Source organism: Pseudomonas sp. TE6288 (assembly GCF_054062095.1).
This window is the reverse complement of record NZ_JBSSEW010000001.1, coordinates 64,695-87,910: the sequence shown is the minus strand read 5'-3', so window position 1 is coordinate 87,910 and position 23,216 is coordinate 64,695. Positions and strand designations below refer to the sequence as shown.

19 protein-coding genes and 1 pseudogene are annotated in these 23,216 nt (G+C 63.6%); 10 read left to right on the top strand and 10 right to left on the bottom strand.

What is annotated here, in order from left to right; translation table 11 throughout:
* From ACVWY1_RS00440 to ACVWY1_RS00410, 7 genes and pseudogenes are all read left to right on the top strand, one after another.
* The gene (locus ACVWY1_RS00440; protein ID WP_457377609.1) at nucleotides 1-1,770 is read left to right on the top strand and encodes an ABC transporter ATP-binding protein; all 1,770 of its coding nucleotides are present in this window, start codon (nucleotides 1-3) and stop codon (nucleotides 1,768-1,770) included.
* Nucleotides 1,767-2,711: an ABC transporter permease gene (locus ACVWY1_RS00435; protein ID WP_139671017.1), complete on the top strand. Its 945-nt coding sequence runs from the start codon at nucleotides 1,767-1,769 to the stop codon at nucleotides 2,709-2,711. Before ACVWY1_RS00440 ends, ACVWY1_RS00435 begins: the two co-directional genes overlap by 4 nt.
* Nucleotides 2,711-3,646 carry an iron chelate uptake ABC transporter family permease subunit gene (locus tag ACVWY1_RS00430; protein WP_102682064.1) on the top strand — a complete coding sequence of 312 codons (936 nt, stop codon included), beginning with the start codon at nucleotides 2,711-2,713 and terminating at the stop codon, nucleotides 3,644-3,646. The genes ACVWY1_RS00435 and ACVWY1_RS00430 overlap by 1 nt, the downstream gene beginning before the upstream one ends.
* Nucleotides 3,643-4,425, top strand: coding sequence for an iron ABC transporter ATP-binding protein (locus ACVWY1_RS00425; protein WP_258701578.1), 783 nt, complete (start codon nucleotides 3,643-3,645; stop codon nucleotides 4,423-4,425). The genes ACVWY1_RS00430 and ACVWY1_RS00425 overlap by 4 nt, the downstream gene beginning before the upstream one ends.
* On the top strand, nucleotides 4,422-5,384 hold the full coding sequence (locus ACVWY1_RS00420) for a siderophore ABC transporter substrate-binding protein (RefSeq protein WP_457377608.1): 963 nt from the start codon (nucleotides 4,422-4,424) through the stop codon (nucleotides 5,382-5,384). Before ACVWY1_RS00425 ends, ACVWY1_RS00420 begins: the two co-directional genes overlap by 4 nt.
* A 226-nt stretch (nucleotides 5,385-5,610) precedes the next feature.
* Nucleotides 5,611-7,848 (top strand): TonB-dependent receptor, encoded by a 2,238-nt coding sequence (locus tag ACVWY1_RS00415; protein ID WP_457377607.1) that lies wholly within the window; start codon nucleotides 5,611-5,613, stop codon nucleotides 7,846-7,848.
* Between the two features lie 237 nt (nucleotides 7,849-8,085).
* Nucleotides 8,086-8,229, top strand: a pseudogene (locus ACVWY1_RS00410) (CopG family transcriptional regulator); the annotation flags it as partial.
* Between the two features lie 24 nt (nucleotides 8,230-8,253).
* Here the strand turns inward: ACVWY1_RS00410 and ACVWY1_RS00405 are convergent.
* A complete protein-coding gene (locus tag ACVWY1_RS00405) occupies nucleotides 8,254-9,186 on the bottom strand; it encodes a LysR substrate-binding domain-containing protein (protein ID WP_457377606.1) in 933 nt (310 codons plus the stop codon).
* Nucleotides 9,187-9,307: 121 nt separating this feature from the next.
* Here ACVWY1_RS00405 and ACVWY1_RS00400 point away from each other — a divergent pair, with 121 nt between their 5' ends.
* Nucleotides 9,308-10,639, top strand: a complete 1,332-nt coding sequence (locus ACVWY1_RS00400; protein WP_102682000.1) for a serine hydrolase domain-containing protein — start codon at nucleotides 9,308-9,310, stop codon at nucleotides 10,637-10,639.
* Nucleotides 10,640-10,674: 35 nt separating this feature from the next.
* On the opposite strand, the gene ACVWY1_RS00395 is transcribed toward ACVWY1_RS00400, so the two are convergent.
* The 9 genes from ACVWY1_RS00395 to ACVWY1_RS00355 all read right to left on the bottom strand — a co-directional run bounded on the left by ACVWY1_RS00395 (nucleotide 10,675) and on the right by ACVWY1_RS00355 (nucleotide 18,050).
* On the bottom strand, nucleotides 10,675-11,178 hold the full coding sequence (locus ACVWY1_RS00395; RefSeq protein ID WP_430944295.1) for a fimbrial protein: 504 nt from the start codon (nucleotides 11,176-11,178) through the stop codon (nucleotides 10,675-10,677).
* Nucleotides 11,179-11,186: 8 nt separating this feature from the next.
* Entirely contained in the window at nucleotides 11,187-11,693 is a 507-nt protein-coding gene (locus ACVWY1_RS00390; RefSeq protein ID WP_102681998.1) for a fimbrial protein, read from the bottom strand.
* Nucleotides 11,690-12,175 (bottom strand): fimbrial protein, encoded by a 486-nt coding sequence (locus tag ACVWY1_RS00385; protein WP_158247483.1) that lies wholly within the window; start codon nucleotides 12,173-12,175, stop codon nucleotides 11,690-11,692. The genes ACVWY1_RS00390 and ACVWY1_RS00385 overlap by 4 nt, the downstream gene beginning before the upstream one ends.
* A gap of 10 nt (nucleotides 12,176-12,185) precedes the next feature.
* Nucleotides 12,186-12,779: a fimbrial protein gene (locus tag ACVWY1_RS00380; protein ID WP_158247484.1), complete on the bottom strand. Its 594-nt coding sequence runs from the start codon at nucleotides 12,777-12,779 to the stop codon at nucleotides 12,186-12,188.
* Between the two features lie 8 nt (nucleotides 12,780-12,787).
* A complete protein-coding gene (locus ACVWY1_RS00375; protein ID WP_102681995.1) occupies nucleotides 12,788-13,531 on the bottom strand; it encodes a fimbria/pilus periplasmic chaperone in 744 nt (247 codons plus the stop codon).
* A 26-nt stretch (nucleotides 13,532-13,557) separates the two neighbouring features.
* Nucleotides 13,558-16,035 carry an outer membrane usher protein gene (locus ACVWY1_RS00370; protein WP_430944293.1) on the bottom strand — a complete coding sequence of 826 codons (2,478 nt, stop codon included), beginning with the start codon at nucleotides 16,033-16,035 and terminating at the stop codon, nucleotides 13,558-13,560.
* 41 nt (nucleotides 16,036-16,076) lie between these two features.
* Nucleotides 16,077-16,535 (bottom strand): fimbrial protein, encoded by a 459-nt coding sequence (locus tag ACVWY1_RS00365; RefSeq protein ID WP_457377605.1) that lies wholly within the window; start codon nucleotides 16,533-16,535, stop codon nucleotides 16,077-16,079.
* 157 nt (nucleotides 16,536-16,692) lie between these two features.
* Nucleotides 16,693-17,247, bottom strand: a complete 555-nt coding sequence (locus ACVWY1_RS00360; RefSeq protein ID WP_457377604.1) for a fimbrial protein — start codon at nucleotides 17,245-17,247, stop codon at nucleotides 16,693-16,695.
* A 176-nt stretch (nucleotides 17,248-17,423) separates the two neighbouring features.
* The gene (locus tag ACVWY1_RS00355; protein ID WP_102681993.1) at nucleotides 17,424-18,050 is read right to left on the bottom strand and encodes a response regulator transcription factor; all 627 of its coding nucleotides are present in this window, start codon (nucleotides 18,048-18,050) and stop codon (nucleotides 17,424-17,426) included.
* A gap of 199 nt (nucleotides 18,051-18,249) precedes the next feature.
* On the opposite strand from ACVWY1_RS00355, the gene ACVWY1_RS00350 reads away from it, so the two are divergent.
* Together ACVWY1_RS00350 and ACVWY1_RS00345 are read left to right on the top strand one after the other, a co-directional pair.
* Nucleotides 18,250-19,461: an EAL domain-containing response regulator gene (locus ACVWY1_RS00350; protein WP_457377710.1), complete on the top strand. Its 1,212-nt coding sequence runs from the start codon at nucleotides 18,250-18,252 to the stop codon at nucleotides 19,459-19,461.
* 126 nt (nucleotides 19,462-19,587) lie between these two features.
* The gene (locus ACVWY1_RS00345) at nucleotides 19,588-23,202 is read left to right on the top strand and encodes a response regulator (protein WP_457377603.1); all 3,615 of its coding nucleotides are present in this window, start codon (nucleotides 19,588-19,590) and stop codon (nucleotides 23,200-23,202) included.
* Nucleotides 23,203-23,216: the final 14 nt, after the last annotated feature.

Sequence of the window (23,216 nt, the reverse complement as noted above, 5' to 3'; positions counted from 1 at the left end):
ATGTTGGGGATTTTCGTTCGACTGCTCGGCGACGACGCCGTGTTCCTGCGCCGTTACATCCGCCTGGCGCTGGTGTATGGCGTGCTGTGCGGGCTGACCATCGTCACCCTGGTGCCGATCCTGCGTCACCTGCTGGGCAACCAGCTGGAGGCCGCCGGCCAGTGGCTGGCACTGCTGGCCCTGGGCGTGGTGGTGTGCTGGTACCTGCGCCGCCGGGTGGAGAAGGCCGGCATCGCGGTGGGCATTGCCGTGCTGCGCGGTGGCCGCCAGCGCCTGGGCGAGCATGTCGGCACGCTGCCGGTGGGCTGGTTCAATGCCGCCAACACCGCGCGCCTGAGCCATGTCACCACCCAGGGCATGATGGAGATCGCGCAACTGCCGGCCCATGTGTTCACGCCGCTGTTCACCGGGGTGGTGACGCCGCTGGTGATCCTCGGTGCGCTGTTGCTGGTCGACCTGCGCCTGGGCCTGGTGGCCCTGCTCAGCCTGCCGCTGCTGGCGCTGGTGATGCTGGCGACGATGCGCCTTGGCCAGCGCGCCGACCAGCGCTACCAGCGCGACACCGCGCAGACCAGCCAGCGCATGGTCGAGTTCGCCCAGGCGCAGTCGGTGCTGCGCGCGTTCAATGGCGAGCAGGGCGGAACGCGCTTCCTGGAGCAGGCCGTGGCCCAGCAACAACAGGCGGCGCGCAAGCTGATCCAGCTGTCGGCGCTGTCGTCGGTGCTCAACGTCTGGGCGGTGCAGGCCAGCTTCGCCGCCTTGCTGGTGGTCGCCACGCTGTGGCTTGGCGAGCAGGCCGGCGCAGGCGTCGACAACGCAACGGTGATCGGCACCCTGGTTGCGCTGGTGCTGGCGACCCGCTTCATCGACCCGCTGCTGGACGTGGCCGGCTACAGCGAGGTGCTGCGCGGCACCCGTGGCCAGCTGCAGGCGGTGGCCGAGCTGCTGGCCGTCAAGCCGCTGCCCGAGCCCGCCGCACCGCAGGCGCCGGTCGACGGTTCGGTGCAGCTGGAGCAGGTCGGATTCCGCTACGGCGACGACCAGCCCGAGGTGCTGCGCGAGGTCAGCCTGGACATCGCGCCCGGTAGCATGACAGCGCTGGTCGGCGCGTCGGGGTCGGGCAAGACTACCCTGGTGCGCCTGATCGCCCGTTTCTTCGACGTTACCCACGGCCGGGTCAAGGTTGGCGGGGTGGATGTGCGGCAGATGTCCGCCGAACAGCTGGCCGGGCAGATCAGCCAGATCTTCCAGGACGCCTACCTGTTCCAGGGCAGCATCGCCGACAACATCCGCCTGGGCAAACCCGACGCCAGCGAGGCCGAAGTGCTCGAGGCGGCGCGGCTGGCCGGGGTGCAGGAGATCCTCGAACGTCTGCCCGAAGGCTTGCACACGCCGGTGGGCGAGGGCGGTGCGCGCCTGTCCGGCGGCGAACGCCAGCGCATCTCGATTGCCCGCGCGCTGATCAAGGACGCGCCGATCCTGCTGATCGACGAGGCCACCGCGGCGCTGGACGCCGAGAACCAGGCGGCCATCGCCGAAGCGCTGGCGCGGTTGCGCGGCAAGCGCACGCTGATTGTCATTGCCCACCAGCTGTCGACGGTGGCCATGGCCGACCAGATCGTGGTGCTGGACGAAGGGCGCATCCGCGAACAGGGCGCCCATGCCCAGCTGGCTGCCGAAGGTGGCTTGTACGCGCACTTCCTCGAGCAGCGCCGGGCCGCCAAAGGCTGGCGCATCGGTGAGGCCGCAGGCGATGGAGTGACCGCTTGAGTCGGGTGCTGCTGCCAACGCTGTTGTTGCTCTTGTGTGGTGCTTCATTGATGGTCGGGGCCAGCCAGATGTCCTGGTCGGCCTTGCTGTCGGCCTCCGATGATGCCTGGCTGACCCTCACCGCCAGCCGCTTGCCACGCCTGGCGGCACTGGTGCTGACGGGTGTCGGCCTGTCGATCTGCGGGGTGATCCTGCAGCAGATCGTGCGTAATCGTTTCGTCGAGCCTGCCACCTGTGGCGGGCTGGATGCGGCCAAGCTGGGCATCCTGGTGGCCCTGACCGTGCTGCCGGGAGCCGGGGCTACCGGGCGCATGCTGTTCGCCCTGGTGTTCTGCCTGCTGGCGAGCCTGGTGTACGTGGCGATCATCCGCCGCATCCGCTTCACCAACCTGGTGCTGGTGCCAGTGATCGGCCTGATGTACGGCAGCGTGCTCAGCGCCATCGCCGAGTTCTATGCCTATCGCCACAACATCCTGCAGAGCATGCAGGGCTGGCTGCTAGGCGACTTCTCGCGGGTGATCGAGGGCAACTACGAGATCATCTACCTGATCCTGCCGATCGTCGTGCTCACCTATCTATATGCCCAGCGCTTCACCGTGCTGGGCATGGGCGAGGGCATGGCTACCAGCCTCGGCCTGAACTACGCGGCCACCGCGATCCTCGGTCTGGTGCTGGTAGCGGTGACCGTGTCGGCCACGGTGATCACCGTGGGCGCGATCCCCTTCGTCGGCCTGGTGGTGCCGAACCTGGTGGCGCTGCGCTACGGCGAGAACCTCAAGCGCACCTTGCCCATCGTCGCCATGTGCGGCGCGGCGTTGCTGCTGGCCTGCGACATACTTGGCCGGTTGTTGATCCACCCCTACGAAGTGCCCATCGGCCTGACCGCCGGCAGTGTCGGCGGTGTGCTGTTCCTGGTGCTGATCCTGTGGAAGTGCAAATGATGCGCCGCGCCGCCTGGTTGTTGCTGCCGGCCCTGGCGCTGGCGTTCCTGTTGCTGGGCTCGGGCCTGGACTTCAGCTACGTGATCCCCAAGCGCCTGGTGCGCCTGGGCGCGATCGTGGTGGCCGGGGTGTGCATCGCCTTGTCCTCGGTGATCTTCCAGACCCTGGCCGGCAACCGGGTGCTGACCCCAGCGATCATGGGCTACGAAGGCATCTACCTGTTGTTCCAGGCCGTGCTGGTGCTGTGGCTGGGCACCGGCAGCGTGGCGCTGCTCGGCGCGCAGGGCAACGCGTTGCTGTCGATCGCGTTGATGCTCGGTTACTCGTGGCTGCTGCAGCGCTGGCTGCTGCGCGAAGGGCGCGGGGATGTCTACCGCCTGCTACTGCTGGGGCTGGTGCTGACCATGGTGCTGGGCACCTTCACCCAGTTCATCCAGCTCAAGACCAGCCCGGGGGAATTCTCCATCCTGCAAGGCTTGGGTTATACCTCGTTCAACCGCGCCCAGCCGGCCCAGGTGCTGTACTCGGGCCTGCTGGTGGCGGCAGTGGCAGTGCTGGTGGCGCGCGGCACACGGGTGCTTGACGTGCTGGCGCTGGGTCGCGACCAAGCCATTGCCCTGGGCCTGGACCATGGGCGCTGCCTGCGCCTGCAGATGGCGCTGATCGCCGTGCTGGTAGCGGTGTCCACCAGCCTGGTGGGGCCAACCGCATTCATGGGGGTGTTCGTCGCCAACATCGCCTATGCCCTGGCGCGCAGCGCCCGGCACCAGGTGACCCTGCCACTGGCCTGCGCCGTGGCCATCGGCATGTTCCTGCTCGCCCAACTGCTGGTCGAGCATCTGTTCAACTACCGGACCAGCGTGAGCATCCTCGTCAACCTGGTGTGCGGCGCGTACTTCCTCGCGCTGATGGTCCGTACCCGAGGCACCCCATGATCACCCTCGAACACCTGCACAAGGCCTATGGCGACAAGACCGTGCTCGAAGACGTGAGCCTGACGTTCCCGGCCGGCCAGGTTACCTCGCTGATCGGCCCCAACGGCGCCGGCAAGAGCACCTTGCTGATGTGCATGGCTCGGCTGCTGCCGGCCAGCCGCGGGCGCATCCTGCTCGACGGCCTGGACATCGGCCGCATCGCCATCGCCGACTACGCCCGCCGCGTGGCCACCCTGCGCCAGGTACTGGACTTCAACCTGCGCCTGACCGTCGAGGAACTGGTCGCCTTCGGCCGCTTTCCCTACAGCCGCGGGCTGCTGACCGCCGACGACCACCAGGTAATCGACGAATCCCTGGATTTCCTGGGGCTGCAAGCGCTGCGCCGCGCCTACCTCGACGAACTCAGCGGCGGCCAGCGGCAGATGGCCTTCCTGGCCATGACCATCGCCCAGCGCACCGACCTGTTGCTGCTCGACGAGCCGCTGAACAACCTCGACATGAAGCACGCGGTGCAGATCATGCAGGCAATCCGCAGGCTCTGCGACGAGCAGGGGCGCACGGTGATCCTGGTGGTGCACGACATCAACTTTGCCGCCAACTATTCCGACCACATCGTCGCCATGAAGCAGGGCGCGGTGCACAGCCACGGGCCGGTCGCCGAGGTGGTCACCGAGGCCAACCTGCGCGCGCTGTTCGGCCTGGCGTTCGAGATTCTGCCGAGCGCGCACGGTTTTGTCTGCAACTACTTCAACCCATCACTATCGAGAGAGCTGGTATGAACGGAATCTGCAAGATACTCCTGGCCGCCGCCGTGGCGGCCGCGTTGCCGGGCTGCGACCAGGCCCCGCCGGAGCAGGCGCGCGCCGCCAGCGCCGACTACGCCCCGGTGAAGGTCGAACACGCCCTGGGCACCACGCTGGTCGAACACCAACCGCAGCGCGTGGTGGCCTTCGACATGAGCGAGCTGGACACCCTCGACCAACTCGGCGCGCCGGTGGTCGGCATCGCCAAGGACTATGTCGCGGGCTTCCTGGCCAGGTACCGCGACGACCCCAAGGTGGCCGACGTCGGCACCACCATCCAGCCCAACCTTGAACGCCTGCATGCGCTCAAGCCTGACCTGATCCTGATCTCGCCGCTGCAGGCGCAGAGCTACCAGGAGCTGAGCCAGATCGCCCCGACGGTGCACTACGACATCGACATGGACAACCGCCAGGGCAATGTCATCGACACCGCCAAGCAGCACCTGCTGACCGTCGGGCACATTCTCGGCAAGGAAGACTTGGCCCGGGAAACCGCCGCGCGCATCGATGCCAAGGTGGCCCAGGTGCGCAAGGTGACCGACGGGCGCCCGGAAAAGGCGCTGGTGGTGCTGCACAACAACGGCGCGTTCACCGCCTACGGTGTGCGTTCGCGCTACGGCTTCATTTTCGACACCCTCGGGGTCAAGCCGGCCAGCGACGATATGCAGGCCGGCCTGCACGGCCAGCCGATTTCCAACGAGTTCATCCACCAGGCCGACCCGGACATCCTCTACGTGATCGACCGCACCGCGGTGATGGAGCGCCGCGCCGCGCTGGACCGCGAGACCCTGGACAACCCGCTGCTGCGCCAGACCAAGGCGTGGAAGAACGGCCATGTGGTGTTCGTCGATCCGCAGACCTGGTACCTGTGCACCGCCAGCGTGACCTGCCTGGAGCGGGTGGCGGACGAGGTGGTGAAGGGGTATCAGCGCTGACTTCCTGAAAGGGGGGCTGCTACGCAGCCCATTCGCCGGCAAGCCGGCTCCCACGGAAACTGCAGCCATGCGCGATTCCTGTGGGAGCCGGCTTGCCGGCGATGAGGCCGATACAGATGTGAAACCGATAGTGGCCAAGTGACTGTAATTTCTGTTGAGGGATTCGCCGACTCGTACGGAATGACTAATGAGAAACATTACCATTCTGTCCCGAAAGGAATCCCTCATGCCTCCACTGCAACATCCTCAGGCACCGAAACTGCCCCGCAGGGCCTTGCGCATGGCCGTGCTGCTGGGCATGGCCGCCATCGCCGGCAATGCCTTCGCGCAACCGCCACGCAGCACCACCTCGGCGCAGCAGCAGACCCCCGATGTAAAGGAAGAGGGCCTGACCCTGCCGGAAACCCTGGTGCAGGAAACCCGTGACGCCCTCGGTGCCCCGCCACCGGAATATGCCGGTGGCCAGGTCGGCTCGGGCAGCCGGGTAGGGCTTATGGGCAACAAGGACTTCAGCGAAACCCCGTTCAACGCCATCAGCTACACCAAGGAATACATCGAGAACCGCCAGGCCCAGGACATCGGCGCGGTGATCGGTGCCACCGATCCGTCGGTCTACGTGCCGAGCAAGCGCGGCATCTTCGAGACCTTCTTCATTCGTGGCCTGTACAGCACCGGCAACGACATCACCTTCAACGGCCTGCCGAGCATGGCGCCGAACATGCGCGGTTCCACCGAGCTTGCCGAGCGCATCGAAGTGCTCAAGGGCCCGTCGGCGCTGCTCAACGGCATGCCGCCAGACGGCAGCGTCGGCGGCAGCATCAATATCGTGCCCAAGCGTGCCGGCGACGAGCCCCTGGCCCGGTTGACCGCCTCCTACGAGTCCGATGGCCTGGCTGGCATGCATGCCGATATCGGCCGCCGCTTCGGCGACCAGAAGCAGTTCGGCGTGCGCTTCAATGGCGTCTACCGCGACGGCGACACCCCGGTGGACGACCAGCAGCACCGCATGCAGCTGTCGTCCCTGGCCCTGGACTGGCGCGGCGAGCGGGCGAGGGCGTCGCTGGACTACTACCACCAGCGCGAACGCATGGACGGGGTCAACTATTTCGGCATCGCCTCGATCAGCCCCGGCGTGACCCACCTGCCCAAGGCCAAGAAGGGCGATCACTCGCTGGCCCCGGAGTGGGGCTACACCGTCAACGACACCGACACCGTGGTGCTGCGCGGCGAGTACGACCTCAACGACTCGCTCACCGCGTTCGCCGGCTGGGGCCATCGGAAAGGGGGCTACAACGCGCTGATGACCAGCGGCATGCTGCTCAATGATGCCGGCGACATCTCCGCCACACCGATCCGCTCGGCTCGAGATGGTGAGCAGAAGTCCGGCGAGGTCGGCCTGCGCGGGCGCTTCGCCACTGGCCCGGTGGACCACGCCTGGTCGCTGGCGGCCACCCGCTACGACTCCGAGAACAGTTTCAAGGACAAGCGCCTGCCGACACGCATCCTCACCAACTACTACAACCTGGACTATGGCCCGCGCCCGGAGATCGGCGAGTACGGCAACGTCACCTCGCGCATGCGCGCCCGGCTGAGCAGCGAAGCCTTGCTCGACACGATGTCGTTCCTCGATGACAAGGTGCAGTGGACCGTCGGTGCACGCCACCAGAACGTGCGCGCGTCGAACTACAACGGCAACCACCAGCGTACTTCCAAGCCCTACGATGAAAGCCGGGTTTCGCCGGCCACAGCCTTGCTGGTAAAGGTCACCGACGAGCTGTCGCTGTACGGCAACTACATCGAAGGCCTGAGCCAGGGTGGCATCGCCCCGGACAACGCGCGCAACGCCGGCGCGATCATGGCGCCGTACCAGACCAAGCAGTACGAACTGGGCGCCAAGCTCGACCTGGGCACCTTCGCGCACACGGTCAGTGTCTACCAGGTGAAAAAGCCCAGCGCCTATACCGATCCGCTCACGCAGATCTACGGCGTGTACGGCGAGCAGCGCAACCGTGGCCTGGAATGGTCGTTCTTCGGCGAGCTCGAGCCGGGCCTGCGCCTGCTGGGCGGTGCGTCCTACACCAAGGCCGAGCTGACCCAATCGATACGCAAGGAAAACGAAGGCAACCAGGCCACCGGGGTGCCCAAGGTGCTGGCCAAGCTCGGCGTCGAGTACGACCTGCGCGAGATGCCCGGGCTGACCCTGACCGGCAACGCCAACTATGCCGGCCGGCGCTATGCCACCGATGCCAACAACCTGTCGCTGCCGTCCTACACGATTTTCGATCTCGGGGCCCGGTATACCCTGAAGGTCTCGGACAAGCCGGTCACGTTGCGTGCCACCGTGCAGAACGTCACCAACAAGGCCTACTGGATCGGCTCGTGGAACGGCGGCGACGGCAGCGGCCTGTCCGGAGGGCTGGGCACGCCGCGGTCGTTGTTGTTCTCCACCTCGGTGGATTTCTAGCCAACGCCGTGTGGGAGCGGAGGTGCGCCGATGCCCCGCGACCATCGGCGTAGCCGGTGCAAGGCTACGCAGCCCGTTGACGCAGAATGACCATTCACTGTTTTTGCATCAAACTGCTAGGAGACCCCGCAGCACAGAGCACTACTGAAGGCACTGATGAGCGGAGGTTAGTTTCAGTTCGAACACTGAGGAGATCCGATAATGGCGAATACCATCAAAACCAGCTCTATTTTGGCCCATGAAGAAGAAAGGGTGCGGTTGACATCGGAAGCCCTGGCGGATGTTGACGCTGGCTGCGTGATTGACCACCAAGCCGTTAAAGCTTGGGTTGATAGCCTCGGCACGGACACGCCATTACCAGCACCGCACTGTGTCGTATAACTGCTTGTACAGGGAATGTAGTTTTCAAGTATCACCCGCATGGGAGGGCTTCTGCGCGACCACCAGCGCATCCGGATACTCTTCGCGCAGGCTGCCCCCCAGCCAATCCATGAACCACAACGCATCGGCACTCGGCGGCTGAGTCGGCGTCAGCAACTGGTAGCTCTCCAGCGCCACGGCCTGTTCCACGCAACGCACCAGGCTGCCTTCGCGCAGTTCACGTCCGACCAGCACTTCGGTGGCCAGGGCGATGCCGTGGCCGCGCTGGGCCAGGTTCAGCACGATATCGTTGCTGATATGCGAGGTATCGGCCTTGACCCGCACCCTGAGGCCATTGGCCGCGAACCAGCTGTTCCACCAGGTGCCGTCATCGACATGGATCAGCCGCAAGGCGGGCAGGTCGGCAGCGCTCAGCCCTGCGGGCAACTGCGCCAGGTAGCTCGGCGCGCATACCGCGAACACCTTCGGGCGGATCAACACCTCGCGTACACCGTTCAGCTCACCCGGCAGGCCGAAGGCGATGCCCAGGTCCGCCTGGCGGGCATCCACGCTGGTGAACGTGGCATTGGGCTCGATGGCGATCCTCAGGTCCGGGCGCAGGCTGCGCAAGGTGTCGATGCGCGGTGTCAGCCAGCGTGAGGCGAACGCCGGCACGCAGAGGATCCGTAGCCAGCGCTCGTCTACCCGTTGCGCCAGGCGTGCACCGGCATCGGCAAGGATCTGCAGTGCTTCGGCTGCGGCCTTGTAGTAATGGGCGCCGGGCAGGGTGAGGGTCACGCCGCGGGGGGAGCGCTCGAGCAGGCGCACGCCCAGCCAGGCCTCGAGGTTCTTCACATGCCGACCGATCGCCGGCTGGGTCACGTGCAACGCCTGGGAGGCCGCGACATAACTACCCAGGCGGGCGGCGGCCTCGAAAGCACGCACGGCGTTGAGCGGGGGCAGTCGGTCTTCGGCCATGGGCACGCTCCTGGCTGTTAGTTTTTTTAATAGTGAAGGCAAATTTATTGTGCTTTTCCCGCCCGCTCAAGTTGTCGACACTCGGGACGGCGTATTTCCGCGCTTTACGAGGAGCCCTCCGATGCGGCCAACAACAATAAATAAGTCGTTCAACGGTCTTTCCATCCTGGCCCTGACGCTCGCCGCCCTGGCTGGTGCGGCGCAGGCGGCCGACAACAAGGGGGCCTGCGGCGTGCCAGAGCTTGAACCCTGCCCGCAGCCCTTCGACAAGGTGCTGCCGGCTGCCAGGGATATGCTCACCTGGGACCAGGACACCCGGGTCGTGGGCTTTCGCAACACTTACCGCCTCTACGGTGGCGATGTCTTCGCCCCGAACGGCGCCACGCCATTTCCCTTGCCGCCGGCCAGCCACACGCTGACTGACGTGCAGTATCAGTTGGGCGGCAAGACGCACAACCTGGCGCAATACCTGGCCAACCAGAGCGTGACCGGCCTGCTGGTGCTTAAGGACGGCAAGATCGCCTACGAGTACTACGGCAAGGGCAACACGCCGCAGACCTTGTGGACGTCCCGCTCGGTGGCCAAGTCGGTGGTCAGCGTGCTGGTCGGCATCGCTGTCAAGGAAGGCAAGATCCAGTCGCTGGACGACAGAATCAGCCGCTATGTTCCGGAACTGGAGGGTTCCGAATGGCAGGACGTAACCTTGCACCAGCTGTTGCAACACACCTCGGGCGTAATCTGGGACGAGAACTACGCCTCCAAGGATTCGGACTTTTCGCACATGACCCAGTGCGAGGCCACCGCCGATCCCTATCACTGCGTGCTCGAACTGGTGAGGTCGGTCAAGCGCAAGCCCGGGGTCAAGCCGGGCGAGGTCTGGTCGTACAACACCGGTGGCGCCTGGCTGGTCGGTCGGGTGCTGGAGAATGCCACCGGCATGACCATTGCCAAGTACCTGCAGAGCCGCGTGTGGAGCCGCTACGGCATGCAACAGGCCGGGGTCTGGCATGCGCTGGTGCCCGGCAAGGTGGACATGGGCGGCCACGGCTTCAATGCCACGTTGCGTGACTGGGGGCGGTTCGGCCAGTTCGTGCTGAGTGGCGGACAATTGCCAACGGGCGACAAGCTGCTCCCGGACGACTGGATCGCGCGCTCCACCCACTGGACCCAGGCCAAGGGCTCAGTGACGGCCGCCGCACCCAAGGGTCAGTACGGCTACCAGTGGTGGTACAACGCGCCGGCCCCAGACAGCGATGCCGAACCCAAGCGCACCGCCACCAGCGGCCAGACGTTCTGGGCGCTGGGCATCTTCGGCCAGAGCATCGCCATCAACCCGGCGGAGCGTCTGGTAGTGGTGCAGTGGTCGACCTGGAAGAACGCCGAGAGCCCCGGCTCGCTGTATGACGAGCAGGCGGTATTCGTCAACGCGGTGGGCAAGGCGTTGAGCAAGTAGTACCCACCGAAGACAGGGTGCCTCGAGGCGTCCTGTCATTCGTAGCTGAGTGAGAAGGTGACCGTCCCTTCAAACCTGCCTGGCTGCAGGATCTGCCCTGCCAGGAGGTCGCGTTGCAGGTACGCATTGAAGCCGATCAGATTCTCGCCGTTGACCAAATCGCCCATCGGATGGGCCTTGTTCAACGCCAGGGCTTGTCCATTGCCGCGCTCCAGGCCCACCAGCAAACCTTCGGCAACCACGAGCAGGCCAGGGTGTTCGATGCTCTCGGTGCCATGCAGGGTGATGCTGACGCCTTTTGCGCCCACCTCTGGCGTGCAGTTCTGCAAGCGCAGGACGACTGGTTCGCCGCGGGTACGCCCATTGAGGTAGAGCGCCTTGTCGACGATGTTGCCGAAGTCGAGCGTGACCGCTTCAGACTCAGTGGCCAGCACGCAGGGCTCATTGACCAACGTGCCTGAGAAAAACAGGTTGTCCTCGTTGGCCTGGGCCTGCCCGACCAGGCAGGCCGTCATACAGACTGCGATGATCTTGTACATGGACGCTCCTAGTAGAGTTCGGCGAGCAGTAAGGCCGAGGCGGTGAAGTCCTTGCTCTGCAGCACAGCGTCGCGGCGCTTGACCGGGACCGCCTCCAGCAGCGGCAGTGGCGAACCGTTGGACACCTGGAGAGGGCGGGAGATACCCACCACAAGGTCGGCACCGTCCAGCAGAACCTTGATTCCCAGGTCGGGAATCGATGTCTGCAACGCCGCCGGATCAAAGGCTGTGGGGTCACCCACCAAGGTCAGGCGCATGCGCCAGGCAATGCCCGAACCCGCCGCGCCGGGGCAGTCGAGCTGATAGGGGATCGGCTGACGATACTCATGGCCATCGATGCGATTGATGGCGATGTTGCGCTGGAAGCGCACATCGATACGGCCGCCTTTGTCACTGAGGGTGCACAGCGGCGTGGCGATCAGGTTGCCACTGAACTGCACGTTGTCGGCAGCCTTGCCCGAGAGCGCAAGGGCGAGCAGTAAAAGCGCCAGGAGCGCACGGTAGAGTCTGTTCATCGATAGTCCACGACCAGGGTCGCACTGGCCTTGAATGCGCCGGATTCGATATCGCTACCCGGTTGCTTGACCAGCACTGCCTGAAGCAGGGGCACTTTGCCGGAGTCGAAGTCGCTCCAGGTATTGACGCCGAGCCTGGCGTTATCCTTCTTCAAGGCAATCCCGAGACCGGGACGGCCAGGCACGAGCAGCAACTGCGGATCGAAGCCCGCGATGCTGCCCTTGATCTGCAGGCGCAACTGGTTGGTGCCGGCTCGTTTGCAATCGAGGGTGTAGTCGAGGGTGATGGTCTTGTAGACGCCATCGATGAACGCTGTCTGCACGTCACCGAATGCCGCGTCGATCGGCTGATCGGCATTGATCACGCAGGGAATCGAAGCGAGGACCGTGCCCTTGATGGTCAGTACTTTGCGTTCGTCCGCGTTCACGGTCGACAAGCCCCATAGCAGGGCAATGGAGACCGCCACCTTCAACACCCTCATCGGTCTACCCTCAGTCATATGTCAGGTTCACCCAGAGACTGGCGCGGAACGCGCCGGGTTGCAGCGCCGCCGAGGTGCGCTCGGGCCGCAGATAGAACGTCAGCTGGCTGGCGCCCGGAGAAACGAACCAGGCAGGTGCGCTGTTGCCCAGCCGGACATCCTGCCCATGCACGTTGAGCAGGCGCAGGCCGAAACCTGCAGCGCCAGCCACCTTGATCAGCTCCGGCGTATCACTGTCGGCAACGGCGCTGAATGTCACCGTGGCCACCGGCTCGATGGCACTCCAGCTCAGTGTTCCAGTCTGTTCATCACGGCGGCCACCCTCACTGCGCACGCAACCCTCGAGTTTCAGGCGCAATGGGACGGCAGCGCCCCGTTCACCCAGGCGAGCCAGTGTGCGGGTGTCCAGCGCCCCCAGCGCAATGGCCTGGTATGCCGAGTCAGGTGCCAGATAGCAGGCGCTCTCCAGCAACACCCCCGTGACCTGGAACTCGGCTGTCTGAAGATCGCGTGCGCTTGCCAGGAGGGGCAACAATGCATTGCCAGCGCAGAGCAAAACCGTCAGGCGCACGTTGAATGTCTTGCTCATCGACCAATAGTGCATGGCAAGGCTCATTGACTGCCGGCAAGCGGGCTGGCGGTGCAGGTGTCCCCAGCGCAGGTGAAGCTCAAGCGTGGGCGACCGCCATAATCGTTCACATACGTAAGCACCGGGCTATCGCCCAGTTGGGTACGGCCAAGCCCAAGGTCCTGTTGCGCGCCCGGGGCGACCATCAATGGCTTGAAAGCACTCACGGAGCCGGCTTTCGCATCACGGGCAGCGTCGATAAGCGTGACGTAGTAAGGGGTGGGGTTGTTTACCCGATAGGCATCCCCCTGGCGAATCAGCGTCAGACGTTCCTGCCAGGGTACCTGGCCCATGCTGGCCTTGGTGGCGATCGCGGCGGGGCGATAGAACAGCTTCACTCGCGTCTGCAAGGCGATCTGCAAGGTGTTCGGCTTGTCACTGCGCGGCGGAATTTCACGCAGGTTGAAATAGAACAGTGATTCGCGATCCTGCGGCAGTTCGGCAAGCGCGGGCAGGCCCTGGATCTTCACCTGACTGTTGCTGCCGGCCTCCAGACGCTGGATAGGCGGGACGACGACCAAGGGGCTGCCGATTTTCTCGGCATGTTCATTCTCGAGCCAGGCCTGCGCCAGGTAGGGCAGTTGGGCATTCTGGTTGCTGATACCGAGGCTCACCGACTTGTCCGCACCGGTGAAGATGACCCGGGTGCGGTCCAGCGATACTGCCGCGAGGGTCGTTTGAGCGGTGCACAAGGCAAGCATGATGCCCAGAGGTTGCAAGATGTTCATGGGTGCGTTCCTGTTTCGTGAAAATATCAAGCAGCGGTGCCGACAGGCTGGCAGGAGAGCTCCAGCGCTTGCTGCGGGCTGGTCAGTTGCGAGGGCAGGGTGAAGCGGCAACGTTCGGCGCCGTCCCAGTGCAAGGACATGGCTTCGCCGGGTTTCATGCCGCTCAGGTAGGTCGCACCGTCCTCGCCGACGATGCCGGTTTCCTGGCCGCGCAGGTTCTGCACCGTGGCGCCGAACGGTGGCGTGCCGTGCTCGCCCAGGCGAATGACGACCATGGCTTTATGTCCGGCAATCACATCGAAGCGCCGATAGCCGATAGCCCCCTCGGTCAATGTGGCCTGGGTCACCGAGCGAGTGGCTTCGACGTCGTCAGCCAGGCTGTCCAGCTCGATGCTGGCCTGGTTGCGGTAGTAACTGTTGACATCGGTGACCACGGCTTTGCCGAAACGGTTGGTACGGGTGACCGCGCCATTGCCACGTACCGGCACACCCGCCACACCCTGGGTATCTAGCAGCAGCCGGGTGCCACCCATCACGCTGCTGCGGTGCAACGCGGCGCCTTGGCCGGTCAGGGTCGCGCCGCCTTGCAGTGAAAGTCCCGCCGAGGTGTATTCGCCTGCCTGATGGCTGGCGCTGGCGACCAGTTGCATCTGATCGCCGTCACGGGAATAGAAGCCACCCAGGCTCTTGCCGCCAGCCGCTGTGCCGGCGCTGAGCATGTAGTGGCTGCGTTCGTCGATGCGGTCGTAGCCGCTCAGCGTGTGGGAGCTATCGCCACCACTGGTCGAGGAGTTGAGACTCAGCGAGCCCGTCCCGCCCCAGGGAACGGTGAGCGACAGGTAGGCACCGTCTTCGGCGGTACCATTGGCCGTGTTGCGGTACGCCGTCAGCGACAGGCTGAGGTTCTTCAGGTTACCTGTATCGAAATAGCGCGACAGTGACAGGCTGTAGCGATCACTGGGCCGACTGTTCCAGTAGGTCTGGTGGTTGTAGTTCAGGTAGGCGCTGAGCCCGGCGTCACGGAACTGCTTGCTCAGTGTGGCGCTGTACAGTTCCTTGCTCTGGTTGAAGGGGTTGGCGCCACGACGTGCCTCGACGAACTCGTTGATGCTCATGTAGTTGCGCTGCGAAAACCGGTACCCGGCAAAGGTCACCTGGCTGTCATAGGCATCGAAGCGCTTCGAGTAGCTAGCGCGGTAGGACTTGCCGCTCAGGGCATCTTCCCCGGGCAGGTTGGCGCGAGACTGGGTCACGTCCAGCGACAGGGCGCCGAACGCCATGAGGTCCCGGCCTGCGCCCAGTGCAAGTGCGTTGTAGCCCGCTGCGCCGAGGGCACCGCCATACAGCGACCAGCCATTGCTGACGCCCCAGGAAAACTCGCCTGTGGCGAAGCTTGGGCCATCGAGGCGATGTTCCCAGTCGGAAGGCTGACCCGCGGCCAGCTTGTAGCGCACGCTGCCTGGGCGTGCGAGGTAAGGAATGCTTGCCGTGTCCAGCTGGAATTGCTGGACATGACCATCCTGTTCCTCGACGCGTACGTCGAGTTGGCCACTCACCGCATCGTTCAGGTCCTGAATGCGAAACGGCCCTGGCGGTACCTGGGTGTCGTACAGCACACGGCCTTGCTGGCGGATTACCACGCGTGCGTTGGTATTGGCCACGCCGCGCACTTCGGGGGCATAGCCCCTGAGGTTCGGCGGCAGCATGTTGTCGTCGCTGCCGAGGTTGACACCGGTATAGCGCAGGCTGCCGAACAAGCCGGAGTCCAGGTAGTCTTCCCCCACGACCAGGTTCGCACGCAGGGAGGGCAAAGGCCGCAGCGCATGGATCCGGGCCCAGGTGAATTGCTGGCTGGAGGTTCGGTCGCTGCCACGCTGCGCCTGCGCCTGCCAGTCACCTCGCAGGCGCCAGGCGCCAAGGTTGACACCCGTGGTGCCGTTGCCACTCAAATTGTCACCGCGTCCTCGTTCTCGCTTGCGCCAGCGGCTCTGCAGGTTGAGGTTGTAGTCGAACAGCAAGCCGTCGATACCGTGGTCCCAGCGCGAAGGCGGGTCCCAGTTGCTCGCTGTGTATTCCAGAGAGTCCTGGGGAATGCTCAGGTTCAGGGCCGAGGCTCCCAGGTCGCCGTGCGCCTGCATGCCCGGCACGCTGGTGAGATCCAGGCAGGCGCCATCATGCCACCAGGCCAGATCGTCGAGCCGCTGCTCCTTTAGCCCGATCTGTTCCACCAGTGACGGGGCAAGACAGGCGACGCTGTCCTTCGGATCGCCGTTGCGGGCGATATAGGGCACCTGGAATTCGGCCAGTGCCTGCTGGTTCACGCGGACCATGAGCGTGTACTCCCCGGGCATGATGAAGTTGGCCGACGCAAACACACCCAGATCCAGGTGCTGGCGATCCTTGACATCCAGTACGTCAGTGTTGAACTGAAACTGCTGGGCAGCACTCGCCCATGACGCGAGGCAGGACAGTGCCGCGATTGCCGATACCTTGCGATGAGTCACGAATGCGTTCCTTGAAAGCTGTAGCGCCAATGGTGGCGTGATCAGAGGTGCTGAATGACCAGTCTGACCGTGGCGCGGAACTCGCCCGATGCCAGGGTGGCGCCGTCGCCCACCAGTGCGAGGACGTAGTCCAGGGTCAGTCGGTCGACCGCAAAGTGACTGCCTTGCAGCACCGTTCCGGGGACGATCGGCTTTCCGTTGCTGTCCCGGATTTGCAGGGCGACGCCTCTGGCATCGCCCTGGGTGCTGAAATAGCCTTCGCTGCCCTCACCGTCGAACACGACCCGCATCAACTGCCGTGGGTCGGCCTGGTCTTGCGCGGACATTGCGAAGCAGCCGCTGATCTCGATGCGCAGCGGTTGCTGCGAAATACCATCGCCGCGTAGCAGTCCTTGCAAGGCCGTGGCCGGCAGGCTCACCGTCTGGTTATCGCTGCCAACGCGAATGGAGCAGCCACCGACCACGATACTGCCCGTCAGTTGCACGCGTCCTTTAGGCATCAGGGCCCTCGGTTCGGTCGTCTGCGCACAGCTCAGGCCTGTCCAGAGGCACAGTGCGGCGAGCCGTACCTGGGTCCAATGACGCATCGGCGTCTCCTCATGCGCCCCGCGGCAAAGGCGATTGCCGCGCCGCGGAGCGTTCCAGTGGTGCGCCGCGTTACTGGTAGGCGAGGGTAAAGTTGGCGAAGGTCTCGAAGCTGCCTGGGGTGATCTCGGCAGCTGCGTCAGGGTTGCCGTTCTTCCCGGCGACCATGTCGCCTTGCAGGTAGGCATTGAACAACAGCGAGGTATCGCCATCGGACAAGCTCTGTGCCGGCGATTCGCTGCCAAGCTTGATCAACGCGCCGGTGTGGTCGGCAATCGCCAGGCTGGCGCCGGTGGCCGAGCCTTTGATTGCCAGCAGTTCGGGGTTGGCGGCAGGCGAGCCGGTGAAGGTCGCGGTGGCGCTCTTCAGGGCGCCAAGGTCGCAGCCTCGCAGCTCGATCTTGAATGGCGTGAGCCGGGACTTGCCGCCGTTCTTCAGTTCTGCGTTGGCGATCTGGTCCATGTCGATCGTCTGGTATTGCGACTCCTGGGCGATGGAGCAGGGCGCGTCGATAATCGCACCCTTGAAGGTAATGACACCGTGCCCCTGATCCTTGGCGACACTCGCGGTCGACAACGTGGCCAAGCTGACTGCCATGATCGCGCCGGCCAAAGTACTGACTTTCATTTTCACACTCCTGTATTGACGTAGACGTCCTCGAAGGGGGTTCGATGGAACGTGCTCGAAACGCAGACCAGCAACGTTCGAGGTGGCGCCAGTCTAGGAATGGGAGGGGAGGAATGGAGTAGGACGTTGCCGACGCACCCATAGGAAACTTCCTACAGGCGAGGAGGTGGAGTCTGTCAGGGAATCAACGCATTGCGCTTGGCGAACTCGGCCAGGTCCACCAGTGACGGAACGCAGAGTTTCTGCAGAAGACGTGTCTTGTAGGTGCTGACGGTCTTGTTGCTCAGGAACAGCATTTCACCGATCTGTTTATTCGAGTACCCCTGCGCCAGGTACTGCAGCACGGTCATCTCGCGGTCGGTCAGTGCGCGGATCTGCTCCAGCTCGGTCAGGTTTTCCGCAGGGTTGACACTGTCAGAGGGCAACGACGGGTAGAAGGTGTAACCCGAGTCCACGGCCTTGATCGCGGTAATCAGGCTGCTCAGGTCCTCCTCTTTGTTGACGAACCCCCGAGCGCCCAGCTGGATGCAGCGGCGACACACGGCATCGGCGGTCTGCGAAGTCAGCACGAGGATCTCGCTACGTACTTTCAACGCCTTGATCCGGGTAATCACGCTCAGGCCGTCCAGCTTCGGAATACCGATATCGAGCACTACTACCTGCGGCGTCAACTCACGCACCATCCGCACCGCATCAAGGCCGTTGTCTGTTTCGCCGACTACACGCATGCCGTGCTTTTCCAGCAATACCCTGACGGCAAGGCGAATGACCGGATGGTCGTCAACAATCAATACACTGTGCATCTTTCTAACCTTCAATACCCAAACAGGATGGTGCGGTGGCGTTTTGCTTGCACAGGGTAGCACTATCGGCTGCGCGAGAAAGGGCCGAGGCTTGTGGAAGTACAGTGTAGGAATTTTCCTAAAAAAACTTAGGAAAACTCATATGGAGATGGTACTCAGCCGTTCTCAGACTGGCTTTCCCCCTGCAGGAATGACGGCAATGCAACCTCTAAGCATTTTGGTGCTGGAAGATGAACCCTTCCAGCGCCTGGTTACTGTGACCGCGCTACAAAAGCAGTTCTGCGGCCCGATACTGCAAGCCGCGGACGGCGAACAGGCCATGGCGATACTCCACCAGAGCAGCGGTATCGACATTGTGCTCTGCGACTTGCGAATGCCGGGCACCGACGGCCTGGCATTCCTGCGCCAGGCCAGCCTCACCGGCAAGGTGGGGGCGGTGGTGCTGTGCAGCGAGCTGGACTCAGTGCTGCGCCAGGCCACGGTGGCGATGATCCACTGCCTGGGCCTGCCGTTCCTTGGCGACCTGGGCAAACCTTTCAGTCTCGAGGGGTTCAGCGGGTTGCTCGGACGTTATCGCGCGTATCGGCAGAGCACGGCCGCCCCCCTCGAGGCCATCGAACTGGCCACGTTGCGGGATGTACAACAAGGGCTGGACAACGGCGAGTTCGAAGCCTACTACCAGCCCAAGGTGAGCTTGCCCGGGCAACGGGGCATGGGCGCAGAAGTACTCGCTCGCTGGGCCCATCCCCGCTGGGGCGTGCTGACACCCGCGCATTTTCTGCCGGTGATGGAGCAGAGCGGCCTGGTTGATCAACTTTTCTGGCAACTGCTCAGACAAGGTCTGAGCCTGTCCCGGTTGCTGGCGGCGCATGGCAAGCCGGTCAACCTCGCCTTCAACCTGCACCCCGCGCAACTGGCCTGTGACTGCCTGAGCGAACGGATATCGGCGCTGCTCAAGCAGTTGCGGGTACCGCCGGCGCAGGTAACTTTCGAAATTACCGAATCCAGCCTGATCAGCGTTCCGGCAAAGAGCCTGGAGAATCTGCTGCGCCTGCGCATCATGGGCTGCGGATTGGCCATGGATGACTTTGGTGCTGGCTACTCGTCCTTGCAGCGGCTCGGCGAGTTACCCTTCAGCCAGATAAAGCTCGATCGCAGCTTTGTGCAGCGAATGCAAAGTCTGCCTCAGGGAGAGGCAATCATCAGTTGCGCCATCGCGCTGGCTCGCGCCCTGGATCTTTCGTTGGTCATCGAAGGCGTGGAAACGTCCGAACAGTTGGCGCGCCTGATCGAACTCGGTGCGACCTTTGCCCAAGGTTTCCTGTTCGCCCGACCTATGCCGGAGCGGTTGTTCATCGAGTACTGGGGAAGTGCGCGGCAGGCAGATGAAGCCGACGACTGTGCGCTATGATTTGTTCAGTCAGGAAGACCGATCAACGGCTCACAGCCATCATTGATGAATCCCCTTCAATCCATTGCTCCCTTCGGTTTTCTATCCCCCATGCTTCCACGGTTTCCATGGCTGTACCCATGCCTGATGCTGTTCTGCGCCCAGCTGACGGCAGCAACGCTACCGGTGCCGCAAGCGCTCACGGGGTTGCTTGCCGCCGAACACTATCCCGTCAACCTGGCGGCCGAGGACTGGCAATGGTTGCGTCAAAAGGCTGAACTCAGGATCGGTGTTTCGCCCAGCGAGGCGCCACCTTTTTCAGTGAGTGCCGAAGGCCATCGTTACGAAGGCATTAGCGCCGATGCGACGGCTCTGGTTGCGCAGTTACTGGGGTTGCGGGTGAAAGCGGTGACGTATGCCAGCGACCAGGATGCCCTGCAGGCACTACAGGCCGGTACCATTGACGTACTCAGCCGTCATGCCAGCCCAGCACCATCCGACACGTTGATCTTCAGCGCCCCTTACGCGAATGATCGCCTGGCGGTGTTCAGGCCCAGCGCCGAACCTCGGCATTCGCCGCCCGACCTGGCCGGGCTGCAGGTGGCCGTGACAGACGAGCATGTCGAGGCATTACGCGAGCGCTTTCCCCGTGCGCAGTTCAAGGTGAGCGCCGACCCGGGCCAGGCAATCGCGGCAGCGGCGTTCGGGCAGGCCGATGTCTATCTGGACGATCTGTATAGCGCCTATTACCAGATCAACCGATCCTATTACGACTATGTGCGCTTCGAACGCTTTGTCGATGTGATCTCTGCTGACTACCGCTATGGGCTGCGTGCGGACAACACACGTCTGCAGCGACTGCTGGACACTGCCATCCATGCCATTGGCAATGAGCGGATGGGGGCCTTGGCCAAACGCTGGGTTGGCAACAGTTTCATTCCCGGCGAGACGCCACTGGAGCTGACCTCGGAGCAGCGGCGCTGGATCGAACGTCATCCCGTCGCACGGTTGGTGATCAACGATGATCTGGCACCTGGTGCCTATTTTGACGCCAAAGGCGTGTTCACCGGTGGTATAGCCGATCTGCTGGAAGTCATTACCCTCAGTACCGGGCTGCACTTCCAGGTAGTCTCGCGCGGAGGTGGCTTCCCTGAGATCATCGATGCGGTCCGCCAGGGTGACGCGGACCTGGCGATCATGACCGCCAGCCCGACACGTGAGGAGCACCTGCGTTTCTCGCGCCCTTTGCTGGGTGGCCCGTTCGTGTTGCTGCGCCGTGCCCGGGAGCAGGCCTCTGCGATGAGCTTGGCCGACAAGAAGGTGGCCATTCCCACTGGGCATGTCGCTATTCCTCGTTTTCGTGCGACCTTTCCGCATGCCAGGCTGATCGAGGCAGGCGGTTCATTGGACTCGATGAACCTTTTGTACCAGGGCAGGGCGGACGCCGCAGTGGTGTCCTTGCCAGCTGCGCGGTACTACAACGAGCGCCTCTTCGATGGCCAACTAGCGATCGAGCGCGCGCTCGATATCGGCCCGGCGACCGTCAATTTCGCCATGCGCCGAAGTGATGCCGAACTGCAGTCGATCATCGACAAGGTCCTGCGCGACGTGGCGCCCGATGAACTCAATGCGATTTCCAACCGTTGGCGCTCCCCGCCCGGCATGAGCGGGGAGACCTGGGTCGATTACCAGTGGCTGATCGTCGAGATCATCACCGGTGCCGCGCTGTTGCTGGGGCTCTCCCTGGTATGGGTGGGCTACCTTCGTCGCCAGGTCAGGGCCCGGCTGGTCGCCGAACGGCAGCTCGGCGACCAGTTGCAATTCGTCCAGGCCCTGACCGACAGCATGCCGCCGCCGTTGTATGTGCGCGATGTAAAAGGGCGCATGCTGTCGTGCAACCGCAGTTACCTTCAGGCCGTTGGCCTGTCTGCTTCCCAGGTACTGGAGCGCAACGTGCGCCAATTGCCGGCAGGGCACTTCGAGCGCTCGGGTGATTTCCAGCGTAACTACCTCAAAGCCATGCGTGATGGACAAACCATCGAGACGGTCTGCACCTTCCAGTTGCAGGGCCGGGAGGTGTGGGTCAACCACTGGATCCAACCGTTCAATGACTCAAAAGGTGTCACCAAAGGGGTCATCTGTGGCTGGCTGGACATCACTGAGCACCGCCAGCTGGTGCGCCAACTCGAAGAGGCCAAAGACAGCGCTGACGCGGCCAGCCGCGCCAAGACCAGTTTTCTGGCGACAATGAGCCATGAGATCCGCACGCCGATGAATGCGGTGATCGGCATCCTGGAGCTGGCGCTCAAGCGCGCCGACAGCACGCCGATCGACCGTGCCAGCATCGAAATCGCCCATGGTTCGGCCAAGAGCCTGCTGTCCCTGATCGGCGACATCCTTGACATCGCACGCATCGAATCCGGCCATCTGAGCCTTTCGCCCAAACGCGCCAACCTGCGTGAACTGGCCGAGTCGGTGGTCCGGGTGTTTGAAGGGCTGGCGCGTCAGAAACGCCTGAACCTGTCGCTGGATGTCGACTCCAGTATCAATTGCGATGTACTGATCGATGGCCTGCGCTTCAAGCAGCTGTTGTCGAACCTGGTCAGCAATGCCATCAAGTTTACAGAGGAGGGGCGCATCAGCATCCGCATGGGTGGTGTGCTGGTCGAGGATGCTGTACTCCAGGTAGCTCTTGTGGTGGAAGATACTGGCGTGGGTATAAGCCCAGCCGAGCAGAGCCGGTTGTTCCAGCCCTTTGCTCAGGTCAAGCGCAATGTTCAGCATCTTGAGGGCTCCGGGCTTGGCCTGGTGATCTGCCGCTCGCTGTGCGAAATGATGGGTGGCCAGGTAAACCTGAGCAGTGAGCCCGGCCGTGGCACGCGAGTGGCGGTTGACCTGCGCCTGCAGGTGCTGGAGCGCATGAGTGGCGCTGTCGCGCCATCGCCCGAGCCGGCTTGTCAGGTCTGCTGTCTGCAGGTGTTGGTGGTGGATGATCACCAGGTCAATCGCCAGGTGCTGCACCAGCAACTGCAGTTCCTCGGCCATGAAGTCATCCAGGCGCAGGATGGCCAGCAGGCCCTGGCATGCTGGAGCGCGCAAGCCTTCGATATTGTCATAAGCGACTGCCACATGCCTGTCATGAGCGGTGTGGAACTGGCGCGGGAGATTCGGCGACAGGAACAGGAGAAAGGGCTTGAACGCACCGTGATCATCGGTTTGACTGCCGATGCCCAGCCTGAAGAAATTGAACAGTGCATACAGGCCGGCATGGATGATTGCCTGATCAAGCCTATAGGACTGGATGAGCTCGGCAGACGCCTCGCTGCCTTGGGCACATCTGGCGAGCCTTCAAGCATGCCTGGACCTGCGCCACTGCCGATGCGGCACGCTGAGAGCCCATTGCTGGATCTGGGGCCTCTTGAGGTGCTGGTAAGCAATCAGCCAGCCAAGTTCCGCGAGATTCTTGACAAGCTGGTTGGCAATAACCGTCGGGATAGCCAAGCGCTTGGCCGATTGCTGGAGGAGGGGGCTACCGGGGCCCTGGCCGAGCTTGCGCACCGGATCAAGGGCGCCGCACGTGTAGTCAAGGCGCAGCAGGTGGTAGAGAGTTGCCGGCAACTGGAGTGGCTGTGCCAGAGCACCGATATCAGCGTTGCGCGCCTTGCGCAGGCGGTCGAGAACGTACAGTCCGCCATCGATGCACTGGATCAGGCGCTCATGTATCTTCGGAAATTTCCTAGTGATGGCTCGGATACTGCCTAGGTAATCACAGCTAA

Coding starts and splice junctions, on each gene's coding strand:
- ACVWY1_RS00440 (WP_457377609.1), top strand. CDS start 1: ATGTTGGGGATTTTCGTTCGACTGCTCGGCGACGACGCCGTGTTCCTG.
- ACVWY1_RS00430 (WP_102682064.1), top strand. CDS start 2,711: ATGCGCCGCGCCGCCTGGTTGTTGCTGCCGGCCCTGGCGCTGGCGTTC.
- ACVWY1_RS00425 (WP_258701578.1), top strand. CDS start 3,643: ATGATCACCCTCGAACACCTGCACAAGGCCTATGGCGACAAGACCGTG.
- ACVWY1_RS00420 (WP_457377608.1), top strand. CDS start 4,422: ATGAACGGAATCTGCAAGATACTCCTGGCCGCCGCCGTGGCGGCCGCG.
- ACVWY1_RS00415 (WP_457377607.1), top strand. CDS start 5,611: ATGCCTCCACTGCAACATCCTCAGGCACCGAAACTGCCCCGCAGGGCC.
- ACVWY1_RS00405 (WP_457377606.1), bottom strand. CDS start 9,186: ATGGCCGAAGACCGACTGCCCCCGCTCAACGCCGTGCGTGCTTTCGAG.
- ACVWY1_RS00400 (WP_102682000.1), top strand. CDS start 9,308: ATGCGGCCAACAACAATAAATAAGTCGTTCAACGGTCTTTCCATCCTG.
- ACVWY1_RS00395 (WP_430944295.1), bottom strand. CDS start 11,178: ATGTACAAGATCATCGCAGTCTGTATGACGGCCTGCCTGGTCGGGCAG.
- ACVWY1_RS00390 (WP_102681998.1), bottom strand. CDS start 11,693: ATGAACAGACTCTACCGTGCGCTCCTGGCGCTTTTACTGCTCGCCCTT.
- ACVWY1_RS00385 (WP_158247483.1), bottom strand. CDS start 12,175: ATGAGGGTGTTGAAGGTGGCGGTCTCCATTGCCCTGCTATGGGGCTTG.
- ACVWY1_RS00380 (WP_158247484.1), bottom strand. CDS start 12,779: ATGCACTATTGGTCGATGAGCAAGACATTCAACGTGCGCCTGACGGTT.
- ACVWY1_RS00375 (WP_102681995.1), bottom strand. CDS start 13,531: ATGAACATCTTGCAACCTCTGGGCATCATGCTTGCCTTGTGCACCGCT.
- ACVWY1_RS00365 (WP_457377605.1), bottom strand. CDS start 16,535: ATGCCTAAAGGACGCGTGCAACTGACGGGCAGTATCGTGGTCGGTGGC.
- ACVWY1_RS00360 (WP_457377604.1), bottom strand. CDS start 17,247: ATGAAAGTCAGTACTTTGGCCGGCGCGATCATGGCAGTCAGCTTGGCC.
- ACVWY1_RS00355 (WP_102681993.1), bottom strand. CDS start 18,050: ATGCACAGTGTATTGATTGTTGACGACCATCCGGTCATTCGCCTTGCC.
- ACVWY1_RS00350 (WP_457377710.1), top strand. CDS start 18,250: ATGCAACCTCTAAGCATTTTGGTGCTGGAAGATGAACCCTTCCAGCGC.
- ACVWY1_RS00345 (WP_457377603.1), top strand. CDS start 19,588: ATGCTGTTCTGCGCCCAGCTGACGGCAGCAACGCTACCGGTGCCGCAA.